Source organism: Microbacterium album (genome assembly GCF_014643695.1).
GTDB classification, from domain to species: domain Bacteria; phylum Actinomycetota; class Actinomycetes; order Actinomycetales; family Microbacteriaceae; genus Microbacterium; species Microbacterium album.
The window spans coordinates 171,447-190,582 of sequence record NZ_BMJY01000003.1; the positions used below are offsets into that span (position 1 = coordinate 171,447).

18 protein-coding genes are annotated in these 19,136 nt (G+C 71.6%); 7 read left to right on the top strand and 11 right to left on the bottom strand.

From position 1 onward, the window contains the following. Nucleotides 1–46 precede the first annotated feature (46 nt). Nucleotides 47–631 carry a 16S rRNA (guanine(966)-N(2))-methyltransferase RsmD gene (rsmD, locus tag IEX37_RS05615; RefSeq protein WP_188755264.1) on the top strand — a complete coding sequence of 195 codons (585 nt, stop codon included), beginning with the start codon at nucleotides 47–49 and terminating at the stop codon, nucleotides 629–631. Here rsmD and thiL read toward each other — a convergent pair. Then, complete coding sequence (gene thiL / locus IEX37_RS05620; RefSeq protein ID WP_188755265.1) at nucleotides 601–1,605, bottom strand: thiamine-phosphate kinase; 1,005 nt, start codon at nucleotides 1,603–1,605, stop codon at nucleotides 601–603. The genes rsmD and thiL overlap by 31 nt on opposite strands. 67 nt (nucleotides 1,606–1,672) lie before the next feature. On the opposite strand from thiL, the gene IEX37_RS05625 reads away from it, so the two are divergent. Beyond that, a complete protein-coding gene (locus tag IEX37_RS05625) occupies nucleotides 1,673–2,173 on the top strand; it encodes a DUF3515 family protein (RefSeq protein ID WP_188755266.1) in 501 nt (166 codons plus the stop codon). A gap of 11 nt (nucleotides 2,174–2,184) precedes the next feature. On the opposite strand, the gene IEX37_RS05630 is transcribed toward IEX37_RS05625, so the two are convergent. The 7 genes from IEX37_RS05630 to IEX37_RS05660 form a co-directional block, all read right to left on the bottom strand. Continuing rightward, nucleotides 2,185–3,276 carry a D-alanine--D-alanine ligase family protein gene (locus tag IEX37_RS05630; RefSeq protein ID WP_188755267.1) on the bottom strand — a complete coding sequence of 364 codons (1,092 nt, stop codon included), beginning with the start codon at nucleotides 3,274–3,276 and terminating at the stop codon, nucleotides 2,185–2,187. Beyond that, nucleotides 3,176–4,306, bottom strand: a complete 1,131-nt coding sequence (locus tag IEX37_RS05635; RefSeq protein WP_229663095.1) for an NAD(P)H-dependent glycerol-3-phosphate dehydrogenase — start codon at nucleotides 4,304–4,306, stop codon at nucleotides 3,176–3,178. The genes IEX37_RS05630 and IEX37_RS05635 overlap by 101 nt, the downstream gene beginning before the upstream one ends. Further along, entirely contained in the window at nucleotides 4,303–5,043 is a 741-nt protein-coding gene (locus IEX37_RS05640) for a lysophospholipid acyltransferase family protein (protein WP_188755268.1), read from the bottom strand. Before IEX37_RS05640 ends, IEX37_RS05635 begins: the two co-directional genes overlap by 4 nt. Nucleotides 5,044–5,086: 43 nt before the next feature. Beyond that, on the bottom strand, nucleotides 5,087–6,454 hold the full coding sequence (gene murA, locus IEX37_RS05645; RefSeq protein ID WP_188755269.1) for a UDP-N-acetylglucosamine 1-carboxyvinyltransferase: 1,368 nt from the start codon (nucleotides 6,452–6,454) through the stop codon (nucleotides 5,087–5,089). Between the two features lie 91 nt (nucleotides 6,455–6,545). Beyond that, entirely contained in the window at nucleotides 6,546–7,142 is a 597-nt protein-coding gene (gene leuD, locus IEX37_RS05650; RefSeq protein WP_188755270.1) for a 3-isopropylmalate dehydratase small subunit, read from the bottom strand. Nucleotide 7,143: 1 nt separating this feature from the next. Continuing rightward, entirely contained in the window at nucleotides 7,144–8,625 is a 1,482-nt protein-coding gene (leuC, locus tag IEX37_RS05655; RefSeq protein ID WP_188755271.1) for a 3-isopropylmalate dehydratase large subunit, read from the bottom strand. Nucleotides 8,626–8,858: 233 nt separating this feature from the next. Next, a complete protein-coding gene (locus IEX37_RS05660) occupies nucleotides 8,859–9,911 on the bottom strand; it encodes a TerC family protein (protein WP_188755272.1) in 1,053 nt (350 codons plus the stop codon). 293 nt (nucleotides 9,912–10,204) lie between these two features. On the opposite strand from IEX37_RS05660, the gene IEX37_RS05665 reads away from it, so the two are divergent. The 5 genes from IEX37_RS05665 to IEX37_RS05685 all read left to right on the top strand — a co-directional run bounded on the left by IEX37_RS05665 (nucleotide 10,205) and on the right by IEX37_RS05685 (nucleotide 15,823). After that, entirely contained in the window at nucleotides 10,205–10,750 is a 546-nt protein-coding gene (locus tag IEX37_RS05665; protein WP_188755273.1) for an RNA polymerase sigma factor, read from the top strand. Further along, nucleotides 10,747–11,880, top strand: a complete 1,134-nt coding sequence (locus IEX37_RS05670; RefSeq protein ID WP_188755274.1) for a DUF4349 domain-containing protein — start codon at nucleotides 10,747–10,749, stop codon at nucleotides 11,878–11,880. Before IEX37_RS05665 ends, IEX37_RS05670 begins: the two co-directional genes overlap by 4 nt. A 39-nt stretch (nucleotides 11,881–11,919) precedes the next feature. Continuing rightward, on the top strand, nucleotides 11,920–13,623 hold the full coding sequence (locus tag IEX37_RS05675) for a long-chain-fatty-acid--CoA ligase (protein ID WP_188755275.1): 1,704 nt from the start codon (nucleotides 11,920–11,922) through the stop codon (nucleotides 13,621–13,623). 46 nt (nucleotides 13,624–13,669) lie between these two features. After that, nucleotides 13,670–14,722, top strand: coding sequence for a glycoside hydrolase family 6 protein (locus tag IEX37_RS05680; RefSeq protein ID WP_229663096.1), 1,053 nt, complete (start codon nucleotides 13,670–13,672; stop codon nucleotides 14,720–14,722). A 111-nt stretch (nucleotides 14,723–14,833) separates the two neighbouring features. Continuing rightward, nucleotides 14,834–15,823: a response regulator transcription factor gene (locus IEX37_RS05685; protein ID WP_188755276.1), complete on the top strand. Its 990-nt coding sequence runs from the start codon at nucleotides 14,834–14,836 to the stop codon at nucleotides 15,821–15,823. A 6-nt stretch (nucleotides 15,824–15,829) separates the two neighbouring features. On the opposite strand, the gene IEX37_RS05690 is transcribed toward IEX37_RS05685, so the two are convergent. The 3 genes from IEX37_RS05690 to IEX37_RS05700 all read right to left on the bottom strand — a co-directional run bounded on the left by IEX37_RS05690 (nucleotide 15,830) and on the right by IEX37_RS05700 (nucleotide 19,100). Next, a complete protein-coding gene (locus tag IEX37_RS05690) occupies nucleotides 15,830–17,314 on the bottom strand; it encodes a glycosyltransferase family 2 protein (RefSeq protein WP_188755277.1) in 1,485 nt (494 codons plus the stop codon). A 320-nt stretch (nucleotides 17,315–17,634) separates the two neighbouring features. After that, a complete protein-coding gene (locus IEX37_RS05695; protein WP_188755278.1) occupies nucleotides 17,635–18,369 on the bottom strand; it encodes a fructose 1,6-bisphosphatase in 735 nt (244 codons plus the stop codon). A gap of 110 nt (nucleotides 18,370–18,479) precedes the next feature. Next, nucleotides 18,480–19,100 (bottom strand): hypothetical protein, encoded by a 621-nt coding sequence (locus tag IEX37_RS05700; RefSeq protein ID WP_188755279.1) that lies wholly within the window; start codon nucleotides 19,098–19,100, stop codon nucleotides 18,480–18,482. Nucleotides 19,101–19,136 lie beyond the last annotated feature (36 nt).

Sequence of the window (19,136 nt, forward strand, 5' to 3'; positions counted from 1 at the left end):
CGGGCCGCGACGCCGCCTCCGGACCGGGGTGGCCTAGCGTGGAGGGGTGACGAGGATCATCGCGGGGGCGGCCGGAGGCGTGCGGCTCGACGTGCCCCCGGCGGGCACCCGCCCCACGAGCGATCGCGTGCGGGAGTCGCTCTTCGGAGCGCTCGAGGCCGCGGGGGTCCTGGACGGGGCGCGCGTGCTCGACCTGTATGCGGGATCGGGCGCGCTGGGTCTCGAGTCGGCCAGCCGCGGTGCGGCGTCGGTCGACCTCGTCGAGCGCTCCCGCCCTGCCGCGACCGTCGCGCGACGCAACGTCGAGACCGTGCGCCGCTCAATCGGGGCCGGCGCGCCCGTCGTGCGCGTCCACCCCGTCGCCGTCGGCCCGTTCCTGCGGTCGGCGACGGGGCCGTTCGACATCGCGTTCCTCGACCCGCCCTACGACCTCCCGGACGCCGAGCTGACGGCGAACCTCGCGTCCCTCACACCCGTCCTGTCCGCGAGCGCGCTCGTGATCGTGGAACGGTCTTCCCGCTCGCCGGCGCCCGCCTGGGCGGCGGCGGGCCTCGCGCCGCTGCGAGACCGCGCCTACGGCGACACGGCCCTGTGGTGGGCTCAGCCGGCGACCGAGTCCCAGTCGCGATAGGGGTCCCATCCGCCGGGTCCGCCGTACGGCTTCCCGTCGATCCGCAGCGGCGCATCGCCGCGCTCGACGACGCGGCCGATCACGCGGAAGCCCGGCGGCAGCGCCTCACCCGCGAAGGTCGCCAGCAGGGCGTGGTCCTCGCCGCCCTCGATCGCCGCCCGCGGGTCGTCGCCGAGCGCGCTCGCGTCGAGCTCGAGCGTCACGTCCGAGGAGTCCGCGAGCCGGCGGGCGTCGAGCCCCAGGCCGTCCGAGACGTCCATCATCGCCGTGGCCCCGGCGACGGCCGCGACCGGACCGAGCCCGATCGGCGGCGCCGGTCGCAGCTGGGCCGCGAGCGCCTCGGGATCGCCGGCCTGCAGGCGCGTCGCGTCGACCGGCACCGGTGTGCCCGCGGGGTCGCGGAAGCGGTCGAACAGCACGGCGAGGCCCCGGCCGGCGAGGCCCAGCTCTCCCGCCACGGCGAGCACGTCCCCCGGGGTCGCCCCGGAGCGCAGCACGGGGGGACGCCCCTCGGTGTCGCCCAGCGCGGTGACGGCGAGCGTCAGGGTGGGCGACACGGTGAGATCGCCGCCGACGACCGCGCACCCCGGAGCCAGGGCGGCGCAGGCCTCGCGCAGACCGTCCGCGATGCTCTCCACGAAGGAGATGCGCGTGTCGTCGGGCATGGCGAGCGCCACCAGCAGGCCCGTCGGGCGGGCGCCCATCGCCGCGATGTCGGCGAGGTTCACGGCGGCCGCCTTCCAGCCCAGGTCGTAGCCGCTCGACCAGGCGAGGCGGAAGTCCGGCCCGTGCACGAGCGTGTCGGTCGTCGCCACCACGGACCCGGAAGGGGCTGCCACGACCGCGGCGTCGTCGCCGGGCCCGACGTGCGCAGCCGCGGCGCGGCCCGTCCGCGCGGCGATCCGCCGCAGGATCTCGCCCTCGCTCAGCTGGCCGACCGTCGGATCCTCCGCTGCACCACGAGCCGCTCGCATCCCCCCAGCGTACGGGCGCCGCGGCGCGCGGACGGAACGGTCAGGCGGCGCGAACTACGCTGGGAGGGTGATCCGTCGTCTCGTCGCCGCGGCCGCCGCGGCCGTCCTGCTGGGCCTGACCGGATGCGCCGCGACCGTGTCGCTCCCCGCCGCGGACGACGCCAACGACCCGCTGTGCGCCGAGGTGAGCGTGCGCCTGCCCAGCAATCTCGGCGGTCTCGATCGGCGCTGGACGGACGCCCAGGCCGCCGGAGCGTGGGGCGCCGCGACCGACGTCCTGCCGGCCACGGTCATGCTTCGGTGCGGCGTGACCCCGCCCGGACCCACGACCCTCCAGTGCGTGACGTTCGAGGGCGTGGACTGGATCGTCGACGCCTCCGACCTGCCGATGCAGCGCATCACGACCTACGGCCGCACCCCGGCGACGCAGCTCTACGTGGACACGAGCGTCATCAGCCCGTCGTCCGTGCTCCCCGCGATCAGCCGCATCGTCTCGGCCCTGCCCGCCGAGACACACTGCGTCGACCCGGACGAGGCGACGATCGTCCCGGAGGCCGACGAAGGCTGAGCGGGCGACGCTCAGGCCCGGGCGAGGCCCAGCTCGATGAGCTCGGCGATCAGCTCGGCGTACGTCATGCCGCTCGCGATCCAACACTTGGGGTACATCGAGATGGGCGTGAACCCGGGCATCGTGTTGAGCTCGTTGACGACGATGCCCCCGTCGGGCGTGAGGAACACGTCGACCCGGGCGAGGCCACGGCCGTCGACGGCCTCGAACGCGCGGCGTCCGATCTCCCGGATGGTCTCGATCTCGTCATCGGCGAGGTCGGCCGGGCACACCACGTCCGCCCCGTCGCCGCCGAGGTACTTGCCCTCGAAGTCGTAGAACTCCCGCGTGGTCAGCACGATCTCGCCCGGCAGGGATGCTCGGGGCCGGCCGCCGTCGCGACCCTCGAGGATCGCGACCTCGATCTCCCGGCCGACGATCGCCGCCTCGATGAGCACCTTGTCGTCCTCGGCCAGCGCGGTCGCCATGGCCGCGTCGAGCTCGCCCGCGTCGCGCGCCTTCGACACGCCCACGCTCGAACCGGCGCGCGCGGGCTTGACGAAGACGGGATAGCCGAGCGCCGCCGCCTCGGCGCGCACGTCCTCCGGCGACGAGTCCCAGCGGGTGCGCCGGACGGTCGCCCACGGCGCCACCGGCAGCCCCTCGGCCTGCAGCGCCACCTTCATGAAGTGCTTGTCCATGCACAGAGCCGAATCCAGGATGCCGCCGCCGGCATACGGGAGTTCGAGGATGTCGAGGAAGCCCTGGATCGTGCCGTCCTCGCCGTGCAGCCCGTGCAGGATGGGCAGCACGACGTCGACCTCGCCGAGGGACTCGATCGAGCCGTCCGGCCGGCGCACACGCAGCTCGCGGTCACCGTCGGGCACGGGCCAGAGGATGCGGGTGCCGTTGTCCGTCACCTCGGGGAGCCGGGCCGCATCGAGGGCGAAACGCGCCGGGTCGTCCTCCTCGAGCACGAACGCGCCCGCGCGGGTGACCCCGACCGGGATCACCCGGAACCGGTCACGGTCGATCGCCCCGAGCACCCCGCCCGCCGTCGCGGAGGAGATCGAGTGCTCGCTCGAGCGCCCTCCGAAGAGCACCGCCACGGTCGTCCTGGCCATTCTGCGTCCCTTCGCCCTGCGGCGTGTCGTCGTCTGTCGTCAGGTGCGGCGCGATGTCGCGGGGCTTCAGCGTGCCGTCGAGCACCATCTTCACCTGCTGGACGATCGGCATCTCGACTCCCGCGTCGCGGGCCAGCTGCAGGATCGGCGCCACCGAGGCGAGCCCCTCGGCCGTCTGCTCCATCTGCCGCACGACGTCCTGGAACGTGTATCCCTGGCCGAGCAGCCTTCCCGCCGTGTTGTTGCGGCTGAGCGGCGACTGGCACGTCGCGATCAGGTCGCCGAGGCCCGCGAGGCCCTGCAGCGTGCCCGGCTGTGCCCCGTACGCGACCGCGAAGTCCGTCATCTCCACGAGGCCGCGCGTGATGATCGATGCCTTGGTGTTCTCGCCGTAGCCCACGCCGTCCACGATGCCGATCGCCACCGCGATGAGGTTCTTCAGGACGCCGCCGAACTCGGTGCCGATCACATCGGTGTTGACGAAGCTGCGGAAGTAGCGGTTGCGGGCCCGGCGCGCGACGTCCTCGGCGGTCTCCTGGCTGCTCGAGGAGATGACCGCGGCGGTCGGTTGCTCGCGCGCGATCTCGAGCGCCAGGTTGGGGCCGCTCGCGACCGCGACGCGCGCCGGATCGCAGCGAAGCTCCTGCTCGATCACCTGGCTCATCCGCAGGCCGGACTTCTTCTCGACGCCCTTCATCAGGCTCACGAGCGGCGCGGCCTCGTCGCGCAGGAGCGGTCGCAGGGACCGCAGCGTCTCGCGGGCGGACTGGCTCGGGACCGACAGGTACACCTGGGTGGCCCCGTCGACCGCGCGGCGCAGATCGGCGGTGGCGCGCATCGAGCGCGGCAGGTTGATGCCGGGCAGATACCGCGAGTTGCGCTTGGCCTCGTCGATCTCCTGCGCGAGCTCGGCGCGGCGTGCCCACATGGTCACGTGGGCGCCGCCGTCGGCGAGGATCTTGCCGAACGTCGTGCCCCAGCTCCCCGCCCCGATCACGACCACCTTGGGGGCGTCGGCGCGACGACTCACAGGCGGCCCGTCTCCGACTGCCCGTGGGACGAGGGATCCCAGCGCTGCTCCGGCGCCTTCTCGCCGCGCAGATCCTCGAGCAGGGCCGTGATGGCGGCCATGAGCCGGGCCGTCCCCTCGGCGATCGCCGCGGGCTCGGTGGCACGCCCGCGCAGGTCGGACAGGTCGATCGGATCGCCGAGCACCATCCGCACCCGCTTGCGCGGCGGCCACAGGCTCAGCCCGCGCGCGTAGCGACCCATGATGTTCTGCACGCCCCAGTGCGCCACGGGGATGAGCGGGAGGTCGCCCGCGAGCGCGAGACGCACGGCGCCCGACTTGCCGCGCATGGGCCACAGGTCGGGGTCGCGGGTGAGCGTCCCCTCGGGATACACGATGACGCCGCGCCCGCTCTCCACGAGCGCGGTCGACTGCGCGATGGTCTGCGCGGCCGCGTCACGCGACGACGCCCGCGCGACGGGCACCATGCCGGTCGCGCGCAGCGCGGCGCCCAGGACCGGCACACGGAACAGGCTCTCCTTCGCCATGAACCGCGGCGCGCGGCCCAGCCGCCAGACCGCGACCGCGACGATCAGCGGATCCAGCTCGCTGACGTGGTTCGGCGAGAGCACGAAGGCGCCCGACGCGGGCAGCTTCTCCCGCCCGCGGATCTCCAGCTTGGCCAGCAGCCCGACGAACGGGATCACGATCGTGAGCGGCCAGAACCAGCTGGGCCGCGACTTCTCCGGAGACCGCACTTCGACTCGCTCCGCTCGCTCAGCACCACGCACCACGGCTCGCTCAGCCGACGACGTCGAAGTCGGCGCCGAGGGCCGTGAGCTTGTCGAAGAACTTCTCGTACCCGCGGCTGATGATCCCGACGCCGGACACTCGCGAAGTGCCCTCGGCGGCGAGCGCCGCGATCACGTGGCTGTAGCCACCGCGCAGGTCCGGCACCACGATGTCGGCGCCGTGCAGCGGAGTCGGGCCGTTGATCACGGCAGCCTGCTCGAGCTCACGCCGCGCCACGCGACGGTACGCACCGTCGAGCCCGCGCGGATGCACCGTGATGTCCGCGCCCATCTGCACGAGCGCCTGGGTGAAGCCGAACCGGTTCTCGTACACGGTCTCGTGCACGATCGACTGGCCGTTCGCCTGCGTCAGCGCGACGATCAGCGGCTGCTGCCAGTCCGTCATGAAGCCGGGGTGCACGTCCGTCTCGACGATGACCGGCTTCAGGGGCGTCTCGCCGCGGCGGAAGCGGATGCCCTCGTCCGTGATCCGGAAGTCGCCGCCGACCTTGCGGTACACGTTCAGGAACGTCAGCATCTCGTACTGGCGCGCGCCCTTGACGAAGATGTCTCCGTCGGTCGCGAGCGCGGCGCACGCCCAGGACGCGGCCTCGTTGCGGTCGAACAGCGAGCGGTGGTCGTAGCCGTGGAGCTCCTCCACGCCCTCGATGTAGATCACCCGGTTCGGCTCATACGAGATGATGGCGCCCATCTTCTGCAGCACGCCGATGAGGTCCATGATCTCCGGCTCGATCGCCGCACCGCGCAGCTCCGTGACGCCCTTCGCGCGCACGGCCGTGAGGAGCACCTGCTCGGTCGCGCCCACGCTGGGGTACGGCAGCTCGATGTTCGCGCCGTGCAGTCCGTCGGGAGCCGAGAGGCGGATGCCGTTGGGCTGCTTGTCGACGATGGCCCCGAACCGCCGCAGCGCGTCCAGGTGGAAATTGATCGGGCGATCGCCGATGCGGCATCCGCCCAGGTCGGGGATGAAGGCCTGACCGAGCAGGTGAAGCAGCGGGCCGCAGAACAGGATCGGGATGCGCGACGAGCCGGCGTGCGCGTCGATCTCCTCGAAGCCCGCCGACTTCGCGGCCGCGGGGTCGAGCACGAGCGAGCCCGGCTCGTCCCCCGCCGTGACGGTGACCCCGTGCACTTCGAGCAGCGAGCGGACCACCTCGACGTCGCGGATGTCCGGGACGTCGCGGAGCGTGCTGGGGGTCTCGCCGAGCAGCGAGGCGACCATCGCCTTCGTCGCGAGGTTCTTCGCCCCGCGCACGTCGACCTGGCCCGTCAGCGGACGACCTCCGCGGATCTCGATCACGTCGCCCGTCGCGCGTGACGAGGCCCCGGGGGTATGCGCGTCGCCGAGGAGTGTCATGGGTGATGCCTCACTAGGGTGTCTCGCGGCGGTCGGCCGCATGCGATGCGAGGCATTGGCGGGGCCTCGGCTCAGGACTCAGGGCTCGGCCTCACGGAACGGGTGTCGTCCGTGGCCGCCACGCCTCCCGGCGGGCCTCGAACTGCGCGATCTTTTCCTCGTTGCGCAGGGTGAGCCCGATGTCGTCAAGCCCTTCGAGGAGCCGCCACCTAGTGTAATCGTCGATCTCGAACCCGGCCGTGAAGTCCCCCAGAGTCGCGGTGCGCGTCGTCAGGTCGACCGTCATCTCCACGCCCGGCTGGGCGTCCATCGCCGCCCAGAACCGCTCGAGGTCCTCCTCGGAGATGACCCCCGTCAGCAGTCCCTGCTTGCCGGAGTTGCCGCGGAAGATGTCCGCGAACCGCGGGCTCAGCACCACCTTGAAGCCATAGTCGCGCAGCGCCCACACCGCGTGCTCGCGGCTGGATCCCGTGCCGAAGTCCGGGCCGGCGAGGAGGATCGACGCGTCCCGGTACGGCTCCTGGTTCAGCATGAATCCGGGGTCCTGGCGCCAGCCCGCGAAGAGCGCGTCGTCGAAGCCGGTCTTGGTGACCCGCTTGAGGTAGACGGCGGGGATGATCTGGTCGGTGTCGACGTTGGACCGCTTGAGCGGCGCGGCGACGCCGGTGTGGGTCGTGAACTTCTCCATGTCAGGCCTCCACGCCGGTCGACGCGAACTCGGTGGGTGCGTCCGCGAGGTCGGCAGGGCTGGCCAGCGTGCCCCGGATCGCGGTGGCCGCCGCCACGAGCGGCGACACCAGGTGCGTGCGGCCCCCCTTGCCCTGGCGACCCTCAAAGTTGCGGTTGCTCGTCGAGGCGCACCGCTCCCCCGGCGCGAGCTGATCCGGGTTCATGCCGAGGCACATGGAGCATCCGGCGAAGCGCCATTCGGCGCCGAAGTCGGTGACGATCTTGTCGATACCCTCGGCCTCCGCCTCCAGGCGCACACGCGCGGATCCCGGCACGACCATCACGCGCACCCCGTCGGCCTTCTTGCGCCCCTTGATGATCGACGCGAACGCACGCAGATCCTCGATCCGGCTGTTGGTGCACGACCCCATGAACACGGCGTCGACCGGGATCTCCTTCATCGGCGTGCCCGGCTTCAGATCCATGTACTCGAGCGCACGCTCTGCGGCGGCGCGCTCGTTGGGGTCCTCGAAGTCCGACGGCGAGGGCACGGCGTCGCTCAGCGAGACACCCTGGCCGGGATTGGTCCCCCACGTCACGAACGGCTCGAGCTCGTCCGCGTCGATGAACACCTCGGCGTCGAACGCGGCGCCCTCGTCGGTCGGGAGGGTGCGCCAGTAGGCCACGGCGTCGTCCCAGTCCTGGCCCTTCGGGGCGTGCGGGCGACCCCGGAGGTACTCGAAGGTCGTCTCGTCGGGGGCGACCATGCCGGCGCGGGCGCCCGCCTCGATCGACATGTTGCAGATCGTCATGCGCCCCTCCATCGAGAGGGAGCGGATGGCGCTGCCGCGGTACTCGAGCACGTACCCCTGGCCGCCGCCCGTGCCGATCCGGGCGATCACGGCCAGGATGATGTCCTTCGCGGTCACGCCCGGCTTCAGCTGCCCCTCGACCGTGATCGCCATGGTCTTGAAAGGCTTCAGCGGCAGCGTCTGCGTCGCCAGCACGTGCTCGACCTCGCTCGTGCCGATCCCGAACGCCATGGCGCCGAAGGCGCCGTGGGTGGAGGTGTGGCTGTCGCCGCACACGACCGTGATACCCGGCATCGTCAGCCCGAGCTGCGGGCCGACGACGTGGACGATGCCCTGTTCCTTGTCGCCCAGGGAATGCAGGCGGACGCCGAACTCCTCGGCGTTGCGGCGGAGCGTCTCGATCTGGATCCGGCTCGTGGGATCCGCGATCGGCTTGTCGATGTCCAGCGTCGGGGTGTTGTGGTCCTCGGTGGCGATCGTCAGGTCGAGGCGCCGGACCGGGCGCCCCTCGGCGCGCAGCCCGTCGAAGGCCTGAGGGCTGGTCACCTCGTGCACCAGGTGCAGGTCGATGTAGATGAGGTCGGGCTGTCCGTCCTCGCCTTTGACGACGAGGTGGTCCTCCCACACCTTCTCTGCGAGAGTGCGGGGACGGTCCGGGATGCGGACGACATCACTCGTGGGGTTGCTCATGCGAAAACCGGTCTCCTTCGTGGCGGATGCAGGCCTGCGAGGACTCCGCGACGAGGTCGGCCTAGATCAGGGACTCGCCGCGGCCGCGAAGGAGAAGTCGAACGCACCGCACCCGGTCAGCTTAACACCCTGCCCGCACAAAGGGCGCGTGGCGCCCAGAGTGCCCAGCGGACGGCGGCGCGCAGGCCTGCCGCCTGGGCATTTCTCCGCGCCGTGTACCGCGGGCTCGCGTGTCAGCGGACCTGCCGTTCATCGCCCGCGCCGACGGAGTCGACGACCTTCGGCGCATCCGTCGTCTCCACCGCGGCACGCTTCTCGCGTGCCGCCGAGATGAGGCTGGCGATCGTGGCGACCGCCATGGAGGCGACGATCACGCCCAGCGACACCCAGTTGCCGATCTCCGGCGCCCAGTCGATGTGCCGGCCGTCGTTGATGAACGGCAGCTCGTTGACGTGCATCGCGTGCAGGAACAGCTTCACGCCGATGAAGGCCAGGATGAAGGCGACGCCGTAGTGCAGGTACTTGAGGCGCTCGAGCAGGCCGCCGAGCAGGAAGTACAGCTGGCGCAGGCCCATGAGCGCGAACAGGTTCGCCGTGAAGACGATGAACGGGCTCTGCGTCAGGCCGTAGATCGCCGGGATCGAGTCGATCGCGAACATCAGATCCGTCACGCCGATCGCCACGAACACCAGCAGCATCGGCGTGAAGAACTTCTTGCCGTCGACGACGGTGCGGATCTTGGCCCCGTCGTAGTGGTCGGTGATGTCGATGAAACGCCTCAGCACGCGCACCACGAAGTTCTCGCGCTTCTCGTCGTCGTGGGCCTTCTCGGGCATCGCCTGACGCACCGCGGTGTAGACCAGGAAGGCACCGAAGATGTAGAAGATCCACGAGAAGTTCTCGATCAGCGCGGCGCCCAGCAGGATGAACGCCCCGCGCAGGACCAGCGCGATGATGATGCCCACCATCAGCACCTCCTGCTGGTACTTCCGGGGCACCGCGAACTGCCCCATGATCAGCACGAAGACGAAGAGGTTGTCGATCGAGAGGCTGTACTCGGTCATCCAGCCGAGGAGGAACTCCTGCGCCGGCGTGGCCCCCGCGACCATCCACATCACGAGCGCGAAGATGAGCGCGAGCGTGACGTAGAAGGCGACCCAGAGCGAGGCCTCCTTGGTGGAGGGGATGTGCGGGCGCTTGAGGATGATAAGCAGGTCGAGGATCAGGATCGTCGACAGGACGACCAGCGATCCGACTTCGAACCACAGGGGAAGGGCAAGGTCCACCGCGGGGCCTTTCTCATGGAGGGAACGTCGAAGCGTCGAAAGTCTCTCCCCCGCGCGACCGCGGTGCGCGCCCGGGGTCCCACCGTCGAGATCCGTGATGACGAGCGCGCGCTGACGGGATACTCCCTCTCGCGGCTTCAGGATACCGGCCTCGGCCCCGCGCGCGGGCCGCGCGCGGGGACCCGGCGGGAGACGAGATGCCGCTCAGTGAGACGATCCGCGCCGTCGCGACATTCCTCGAGTGAGAGACAATGAGGCGGCCCGACCGGGGCCGCGGATGGAATGGCGGACGGATGACGGACAGCACGAGCGACGCCGAGCTCGTCGCCCGCGCGGCGGCGGGGAGCGAGCACGCGTTCCGGACGCTCTATCGTCGGCACGCGCGGCCGGTGTACTGGATCGCGCACGGGCTGCTGCGCTCCGCGCCCGACGCGGAGGACGTCACCCAGGAGACGTTCGTCGTGGCGTGGCGCAAGCTGGCCGGGCTGGAGCTCGCCGGCGAGTCGCTGCTGCCGTGGCTGGCGACGATCTGCCGCTTCCAGGCCGCGAACCGCCTGCGATCGCTGCGGCGCGCGGCCGCCGAGCAACTGGATGATCGTGCACCCGACACGGTCGACGTGGAGCAGCAGGTGGCCGACGCCGACCTGGTCGAACGCATCCTGCGAGAGGTGAAGGGGCTGAGCGCGCTGGATCAGCGCATCTTCCGCCTGTGCGTCTCCGAGGGCTACGCGTACCGGACGGCGGCCGAAGAGCTCGGCGTCGCACACGGGGTCGTCCGCAACCGTCTCTCCCGCATTCGCACCCGGCTGCGGACCGTCGTGAGGGAGGAAGCCCAGTGAGCGCGAACGACAAGCCCGCCGATGCGGCGCCCGAGGCGCTGCCCGATGTCTCCGAGGAGACTCTCGAGCGCATGGAGGCGCGCGTCTTCGACGCGATCGCCGATCACCGCGCCTCCCAGCACGCCCGGGGGCGGCGGAGGCGCCGCCTCTGGCAGGGCGGCGCCGTCGCCGCCGCGATCGTGGCGGTGGCGGCCGTCATCTCGCCGGCCGTGATGCAGGGCATCTCGGGGTCCGGATCCGGCGGCGCGACGATCGGAGTGACCTCGGAGGCGGGACCGGGCATGCCGGAGATCGTCCAGGTCCCGGCGGAGCCCGACCCGCTGTCCGGCGGGGACGTCGGCGACGGCGGGTCCGGTGCGGTCCGCGAAGACGCCGCCGTCTCCCCCGGCACGTCCTCGCCGTTGCGCGCGGAGACGGCGCGCGAGGTGGCCCGCACGGCGACGGCCGTGGTCGTCGTCGACGATGTCGAGCACGCCGCCGACGCCGTGGCCGGTCTCGCGGCCGAGCACGGGGGCTGGGTCGAGCAGCTGTCGGTGGGCGGCGACCGCCGGCTGGTCTCGCCGCACGGCGAGTACATGCCCATTCCCGTTCCCGACGACGGCGGGTACGTCAGCATCCGCGTCCCGGCGGAGTCGCTCGAGGCCGCCATGGCCGCGCTGGACGACCTGGGCGAGGTCTCCAGCAGCCGCGTGCACACGGAGGACGTCACGACCCAGGCTCTCGACCTGCGGGCGCGCGTCGACGCGGCACGGGCCTTCGTGGAACGGCTGCAGGCCCTGCTCGCGGAGGCCGCGAGCGTGTCGGACCTCGTCGAGGTCGAGACGGCACTGGCGCAGCGCCAGTCGGAGCTGGAGTCGCTCGAGCAGCAGCTGGAGCACCTCGACGGGCGCGTGACGATGTCGGCCCTCGCCGTCTCCCTGGTGACGGACGCCCCGCCCGTCGAGCCGGATCCCACGGGCTTCGCGGACGGGCTCCGCGCCGGTTGGAACGGTCTGCTGGCGACCGTGAACGGCATCGTGGTGGCGCTCGGCTTCCTCCTCCCCTGGGTCGCCGTGCTCGGGTTCACCGGCGCCGTCGTCTGGGCCGTCGCACGGCTCGTGCGCCGTGCCAGGAGGGCCAGGGACGGGTAGGCTGATCCGATCCGATCCGGCACATCCGAGGAGGACACCGTGGCGTCATCCCGACCGTATGCCTCGAGGCCGTGGCTGTCCGCATACCCGCCCGGCGTCCCGGCGGAGATCGGCCCGGTGACCCAGACGCTTCCGGACATGCTCGATGCGAGCGTGGCGAAGCACCGCTCGCTGCCGGCGCTGGAGTTCTTCGGCCAGGTCACGACCTACCGGCAGCTCGCGCGCGAGGTCGACCTGGCCGCCGAGGGCCTGAGGCGCCGAGGAGTCCGCAAGGGCGACCGCGTCGCGATCGTGCTGCCGAACTGCCCACAGCACGTCGCCGCGTTCTACGCCGTGCTGCGGCTCGGGGCGATCGTGGTGGAGCACAACCCGCTGTACACGGCGCGGGAGCTTCGCCATCAGTTCGAGGATCATGGCGCCCGGCACGCGATCGTGTGGGACAAGACGTACGACACGATCGCGGGCTTTCCGGCGGACGTGCGACCGGACGTCATCGTGAGCGTCGACGTGACGGCGGCGCTGCCGCTCGGGAAGCGGCTGGCACTGCGGCTGCCGGTCCCCAAGGCCCGCGCATCGCGCGCTCGGCTCACCGGCAGGCCTTCCGCCCGGCGCGTGCTGACCTGGGCGACGCTCACGGGCGGTCGCCGCCTGCCGCGACGCACGCCGCGGCCGGAGCTGGACGACATCGCGCTGCTGCAGTACACCAGCGGCACGACCGGCACCCCGAAGGGCGCCGTGCTGACGCACCGCAACCTGCGCGCCAACGCGATGCAGGGCGAGGCCTGGGTCCCGGGCCTGCGCGAGGGCGCGGAGACGTTCTACGGCGTGCTGCCGCTCTTCCACGCGTACGGCATGACGCTGTGCCTGACGTTCGCCCTCAGCATCGGCGCTCGGCTCGTGCTCTTCCCGGCCTTCGATGTGGGGCTCGTGGCCGACGCCGCGCGCAAGAGCCCGCCGACCTTCCTGCCGGCCGTGCCGCCCATCTACGACCAGCTCGCGCGCGCGTCGACCCGTGGCCAGATCGACCTGTCCACGGTGCGCTTCGCGATCTCGGGGGCCATGAGCCTTCCCGTCGCGACCGTCGAGCGATGGGAGGAGGCGGCAGGAGGCCTGCTGGTCGAGGGCTACGGGATGACGGAGACCTCGCCCGTCGCCCTCGGCAACCCCATGGGGCCCTCGCGGCGGCCCGGCACCGTGGGCGTGCCGTTCCCCAGCACCGACATCCGGATCGTCGACCTCGACGACCCCGCGAAAGACCTGCCTCCCGGCGAACCGGGGGAGCTGCTGGTGCGGGGACCCCAGGTGTTCCAGGGCTACTGGCGGCGGCCCGACGAGACGGCCGCCGCGCTGCTCGACGGCGGCTGGCTGCGCACGGGCGACGTCGCGACCGTCTCCGCAGACGGCTTCGTGACGATCGTCGACAGGCTCAAGGAACTGATCATCACGGGCGGGTTCAACGTCTCGCCGACCGAGGTGGAGCAGACGCTGGAGTCGCACCCCGATGTGAGCGCGGCGAGCGTCGTGGGGGTGCCGCGCGGCGACGGGGGCGAGAGCGTCGCCGCCGCCGTCGTGCTGCGCGCGGGCTCCGGCATCGACGTCGAGGCCCTGCGGGACTTCTGCCGCACCCACCTGACCGCCTACAAGGTGCCGCGGCGCATCGTCGTCGTGGACGACCTGCCGCGCTCACTCATCGGGAAGGTACTGCGCCGAGAGGTTCGCGCCCGGATCCTCGAGGACCGCTGAGCCGGACGACGGCACCCCCGCGCCACCCTCGGTAGAGTCGGGTGCCATGGTGATGCCCCCGGCACCGGCGCGCCCCCGGCGCCGCGGAGACGGACGACGAGCGCACCCCGCGCGACGCGGCCTCGGAGTCGTCCTCGTCCTCGCGCTGACGTCGCTGCTGGTCGCGGTACCGGGGCTGCTCGCGGGGCTTGCGAGCGCCTCGACACGCCTCGCCGCGGCCCAGCCGCCCGGGGTGGGGACCGTCGTCCTGGCACCCGGTGAGTCCAAGGCCGCCCAGGCCGCTGCCGCGGCCGCTGCGGGCAGCGCGGCACGCGCGGCGGCGGAGCACCTCGCGGCGCAACCGTCGGCGTACTGGCTCACCCCCGAGCGGGACCCGGCGTCCCGAGTCGAGGCCCGCGTGCGGGGCCTGATCGCCCAGGCCCGGGAGCACGAGGCTGCGCTGGCCCTCGTCGTCTACGGCCTACCCCAGCGCGACTGCGGCCAGTACTCGGCGGGCGGGCTGGACGAGTCGGAGTACGACGAATGGACGGCCCTCATCGGCTCGACCCTGGCGGCGGCCGGCGACGTGCAGAAGATCGTCGTGCTCGAACCGGACAGCCTGGCCCTCGCGCCCGAGTGCGCGTCGATCCCCGCACGCGCGGCGCAGCTGCGGCGCGCGGTCGAGCGACTGGAGGGCCGCAACACGTGGATCTACCTCGACGGCGGGCATTCGAACTGGCTGCCCGTCGAGCGGATGGCGTCGCTCATCGATCGGGTGGGCGTCCGTGAGCGCGTGCGCGGCTTCGCGACGAACGTCTCCAACTACCAGACCACATACGACGAGTTCGCCTACGCGCACGCCCTGGCGGCCGAGCTGGGGTGGGGACACGCGATCGTCGACACCTCCCGCAACGGCGCCGGCGCGACCGACGAGTGGTGCAATCCCCGCGGGCGCGTCGTCGGAGACGCGCCCGGAACGTACGGCGACGAGGTCGTGGACACGAACCTGTGGATCAAGCCCCCGGGCGAGAGCGACGGCGAGTGCAACGGCGGTCCTCCCGCCGGCGACTGGTGGGACGCCGCGGCGATCGAGCTGACCCGCGACGCCCGGTCCCGATGACCCGGCGACGCCGCGTCTGCGGACGCCGCGTCCCGCATGTGTGATTCAATGACTTAAAATCGCGTGCCCCTGTGCCCGAACGGCGCGCGACCTCCCGTGAAGGTGGCGGACATGTCCCCCGAGACAGCACACAACAAGACCGCCGTGATCATCGAGGACGACCCCGATGTGCGGCATGTGCTGGTCGGCGTGCTCGAATCCGCCGGGTTCTCGACGGTTTCGGTCGGCAACGGCATCGACGGCGTGCAGGCGGTGCTGACCTATCGGCCCGCCCTGACGACGCTCGACCTGAACATCCCCGGCATCGACGGGTTCGAGACGGCCCGGCGCATCCGGGCTCAGAGCGACACGTTCATCATCGTGGTGAGCGCGCTCGACGACGAGGCCGACGTCGTGCTCAGCCTCGGCGCGGGCGCGGACGAGTACATCACCAAGCCGTTCCGCGCACGCGAGTTCCGCGCCCGGATCGACGCGGTGATGCGTCGCCAGCAGCCCGTGCCCGCCCCGCCGCAGCAGCGGCCCGAGAGCGTCGGCCCCTCGTTTCCGGGCGGCCGACAGCACCTGCAGGCGTACGCAGGGCACGCATACGCGCAGCCTCCGGTATCGGCGGCCGACCGGATCGCGCCCGCTCCGCCCGTCTATGCGATGCCCTCCGGCGCCCCCAGCGCCCCCGCCGACGCCTGGGTGGCACCTTCGCCGGCGGGCGCGACCGCCCCGGGCACGGAGCTCGAGCTCGCAGACGGCGGGGACGGCGCCGGCGAGCGATGGCTCCGCCACCGCGATCTGCGCCTGAACCCCGAGACCCGCGTCGTGATCGCCGGCGACCGCGTCCTCGAACTCACCCGGACCGAGTTCGACCTGCTCGCCACCCTGCTCGAGTCGAAGCGCCGCGTGCGCAGCAAGGCCGACCTGACCCTGGTGCTGCGCGGCGAGTCGTATGTCACGTCGTACTTCGTGGGCGAAGCCGACAAGCGCGCCGTGGAGGCGCACATGACGAACCTGCGTCGCAAGCTGGGCGACTCCGCGGCGAGCCCGCGGTACATCGAGACGGTGCGCGGGGTCGGCTACCGGCTCACCGCGGAGGTGCTGACGGGGCCGTGACGGCCCTCACACGCGGTAGCCGTGGTGACGCCGCGTGAGCTTGAAGAAGAGGAACAGCGTCTGCACCACCGTCACGACGCCGACGATGGGCCATCCGATCCAGAGGATGGAGGACTGCACGAGCGGCCCCAGCATGTTCCAGATCACCGCGAGTGCGACGAGCACGGCCACCAGGAGCAGGAGCGGCACCCAGTGACCGTTTCCCCCGCCTCGCTCGGCTTTGGCCTGCATCGCCCAATTGTCGACCTGTTTGCGGGAGAGGAACCGGGTCCAGGAGCGCAGGAAGTGGCTGAGCCGGACCCACATGAACAGCTCGGCGGGAACGACCAGCAGAGCGAACAGGACGTCCCGGCGGTTGCAGTCCCGCATCGTGCGCGCCACGCGGAGGTTGACGAGGGTCGCGACGACCGGCGGTATGAGCCACCACGGGGAGAACACGAAGGCGTCGATCGACAGCGATGCCGCGAGCAGGGTCACGAACCCGACGCGGACGAACAGGTTGGTGAGCATGCCGAAGTTCTCGAACCACCGCAGCCGCAGATTGGGGTGAAAGGGCTGGCCCTTCGTGTCCCCCCGCTGTCCCGGCCACATGAGCTCGATCGCCCCGTACGTCCACTTCACCTGCTGGGCGTCGTACGCGCTCAGCGTCGTCATGCCGCCCACCGACGCGCGCGCGTAGGGGCTGATCTTCGTGAGGTAGCCGGCGCTCTTGATCTGCAGAGACAGCAGCGAGTCCTCCACCTCGCTGTCCCGCACCCACGGCGTCGTCTGGTGGTTCTGCCGCATCGCCTCGCGGAGCGCGTTGGTCGAGAAGATCGAGAACTGCCCTCCGAGGACGGCCATGTTGCGCCCGCGCAGGAGGTTCTGGAGGTTGAAGGCGGCGAACTGCGTGCGCTGTCCCGCGATGAGGAACTTCGCGACCGATCCCTTGATGGGCCGGTCATCGATCGTGTAGATCGCGGAGATGCCGCCGATGCGGGAATCCGAGATCGCCTCCGTCTCGAGGTACTCGACCGCGTCCGGCTCCGCGATCGTGTCGCCGTCCACGCCCAGCAGGTAGTCGTAGCCCTCGACGAGCGAGTACCCGTAGTTGAGCGCGCCGACCTTCTTGTCCGGGTTCTTGCCGATGTCGTGCACGAAGACCTCAGTGAACTGCTGGCCGTTCGGGGTGTCGATCTCGTGCGGACCGGCGAACGCCGACGCGACCTTCACCGTGCCGTCGGAGGTGTTGTTCACGACCACGTGGATCACGTCCGGCACACGCGTCTGGTTCAGCAGCGCGCGGAGGACGTCGCCGATCGATTCCTCCTCGTTATACGCCGGGATGATGCAGCCGATCGTGGACCGGTGGCCCGTGGCGTCCTCGAGGACCGCGCCGAAATCATCGGGGAACGCGGGCTCGAACTCGTCGTCGGCTTCGCGGGTCGCGCGCCCCGGGGGGACGCGCTCGAGCACGTGTGCGGGGCCGGAAACGCTGCGCACGTCGGACATCGGTAGCTCACCTCTTACAGACACAGGTCACAGACACAGGCGGGGTCGCGGCGCCGCGGGCGCACAGGCGACGCACGCCGAGACCGCCGCCCTCTGGCGGGCGCGACCTCGGCGGCGCCCGCTCGCACGGGTGCCGGCGTGCGGGACCGGTCGGGTACCGGCGTCGCACGTGATGCCACCGCTCGGGTAGCGGTGACACGAGCCAGATTAGCGGGGCGGCCGCGAGGTTCCCTCGGGCCTCTCTTAAGGCCGCCGCAATTTCACCTCAAGCGTTCCGCGAGGCGCCCAACCGCGACGGACCGACGCGCACTCCGGACGGGTCACTCGCCCTGTTCGGGCGTCGTGATCGCGATCGGGACGTACTCGTACACGGTCTGCTGACCGAATGCCGACCCTTCCCCGACGGAGTCCTCGACCTCCACGGTGAGGGCGAACTCGAGCGTCACGCCGTACGTGTCGGCCGGCAGCTCTCCGAGCCTCGTCTGCGGCACGAGGAAACCGCCCTGGTAACTGTTGAGCAGCAGACCGCGCTCGGACCGGAGCGTGTCCCGCGGCACCAGTGCACGAGGGTCGGCGCTGAACTGCAGGGGGCTGGCGACCTGGCCGGACCCCTGTGAGGTGCGCGAGTTGATCGCGACGGACGACAGGTAGGCGCGCCGCTTGTCCGCGAGCACGGCCTTCTCGTCGACGAGGTGGTCGTACACGTTGACGGCGTAGCCGAAGGCCTTCGGGATCTCCGCCGTCCACTCCGCCGCCCGCTTCGGCTCGACGATCCAGACGTCCAGCCGCAGTTCGAGCTGGTCCGCGATGTCCGTGCTCAGGCTCACGGAGCCGTCGGAGCTGAGCGCCGAGACGAACGTCCCCGCGTCGGTCGGCGCGGGCGTCGGAGCGGGCGCCGAGACGACCGCCGGCGTGTCGTCGCCGCGCAGGGCGCGCTCCATCGCTCCGAATCCGTCTGCCAGCTGCGAGCACGCGGTCGTGGCCGCGACGGTGGCGATGCCGAGAGCGAGCGCGACGGCACGCCGCAGGGGCCGAGGAGATCGTGTCGGGTTCACGAGCGCTCACCTTCGTACGTCGACTCGCGCACTGCGGGGGGATGCCGTCGGGACCGGCGGGTGCAGGGCGAGCGCGTGTACTCTACCCCACTCCGGCGCCGGCGGCACCCTCAGCCGTCGGACGGCGGCTGCGTGATCGCGATCGTGAGCGTGTCGGTGGCGGACTGCTTCGCGAACTCCTCGGACGTCGGCGTCGTCTGCACGAGGAAGTCGAACGTGAACTGCGCGGTGACGAAGGTGGCCTCGGCGGGGACCTCGCCGATGTTGAACGTGTTGGAGTAGCTGTACGGATCCAGGACGAGGTACCCGGGCTGCACCCGTGCCTGGTCGCGCTGCTCGGCGAGCGGCGCGAGCCCGCCGTCCTCCGCGCCCGGCGCGGCGATCATCGCGGCGGACTGCAGATACACCCGCTGCCCGTCGTCCGGGGTGACGGTGGCGGTGAGCGAGAGGCTGACCGGCTTGAGGGCCGTGGCCGTCCACTGGTCCATCGAGAGCGTCGACCAGTAGTCGACCGTCACCGTGACGGCTCCCGCCTGGACTTCGCGCTGCGTCGAGCCGCCCGACAGATCGTTCGGTACGGGGCGGGGCACCACGACCGGCGTGGTGGTCGGCGTCGGCGTGTCCTGCGGGGGCTGCCCGTCCCAGGTCCAGGGAGCGGGTCCGCACGCCGAGGTCACCAGCGCGGCGGCGAGCAGCAGTCCCGCCGCGATGCCGCGCGCGCATGCCCTCATCTCGCCTCCACCGCCGGGTAGCCTTGCCGGCGATGC

Excerpts from the sequence above, each read along its gene's own strand:
- IEX37_RS05630 (WP_188755267.1), bottom strand. The coding sequence starts at position 3,276 with ATGGCCAGGACGACCGTGGCGGTGCTCTTCGGAGGGCGCTCGAGCGAG.
- murA (WP_188755269.1), bottom strand. The coding sequence starts at position 6,454 with ATGACACTCCTCGGCGACGCGCATACCCCCGGGGCCTCGTCACGCGCG.
- IEX37_RS05690 (WP_188755277.1), bottom strand. The coding sequence starts at position 17,314 with ATGTCCGACGTGCGCAGCGTTTCCGGCCCCGCACACGTGCTCGAGCGC.
- leuC (WP_188755271.1), bottom strand. The coding sequence starts at position 8,625 with ATGAGCAACCCCACGAGTGATGTCGTCCGCATCCCGGACCGTCCCCGC.
- IEX37_RS05665 (WP_188755273.1), top strand. The coding sequence starts at position 10,205 with ATGACGGACAGCACGAGCGACGCCGAGCTCGTCGCCCGCGCGGCGGCG.
- IEX37_RS05700 (WP_188755279.1), bottom strand. The coding sequence starts at position 19,100 with ATGAGGGCATGCGCGCGCGGCATCGCGGCGGGACTGCTGCTCGCCGCC.
- thiL (WP_188755265.1), bottom strand. The coding sequence starts at position 1,605 with ATGCGAGCGGCTCGTGGTGCAGCGGAGGATCCGACGGTCGGCCAGCTG.
- IEX37_RS05685 (WP_188755276.1), top strand. The coding sequence starts at position 14,834 with ATGTCCCCCGAGACAGCACACAACAAGACCGCCGTGATCATCGAGGAC.
- leuD (WP_188755270.1), bottom strand. The coding sequence starts at position 7,142 with ATGGAGAAGTTCACGACCCACACCGGCGTCGCCGCGCCGCTCAAGCGG.
- IEX37_RS05680 (WP_229663096.1), top strand. The coding sequence starts at position 13,670 with ATGGTGATGCCCCCGGCACCGGCGCGCCCCCGGCGCCGCGGAGACGGA.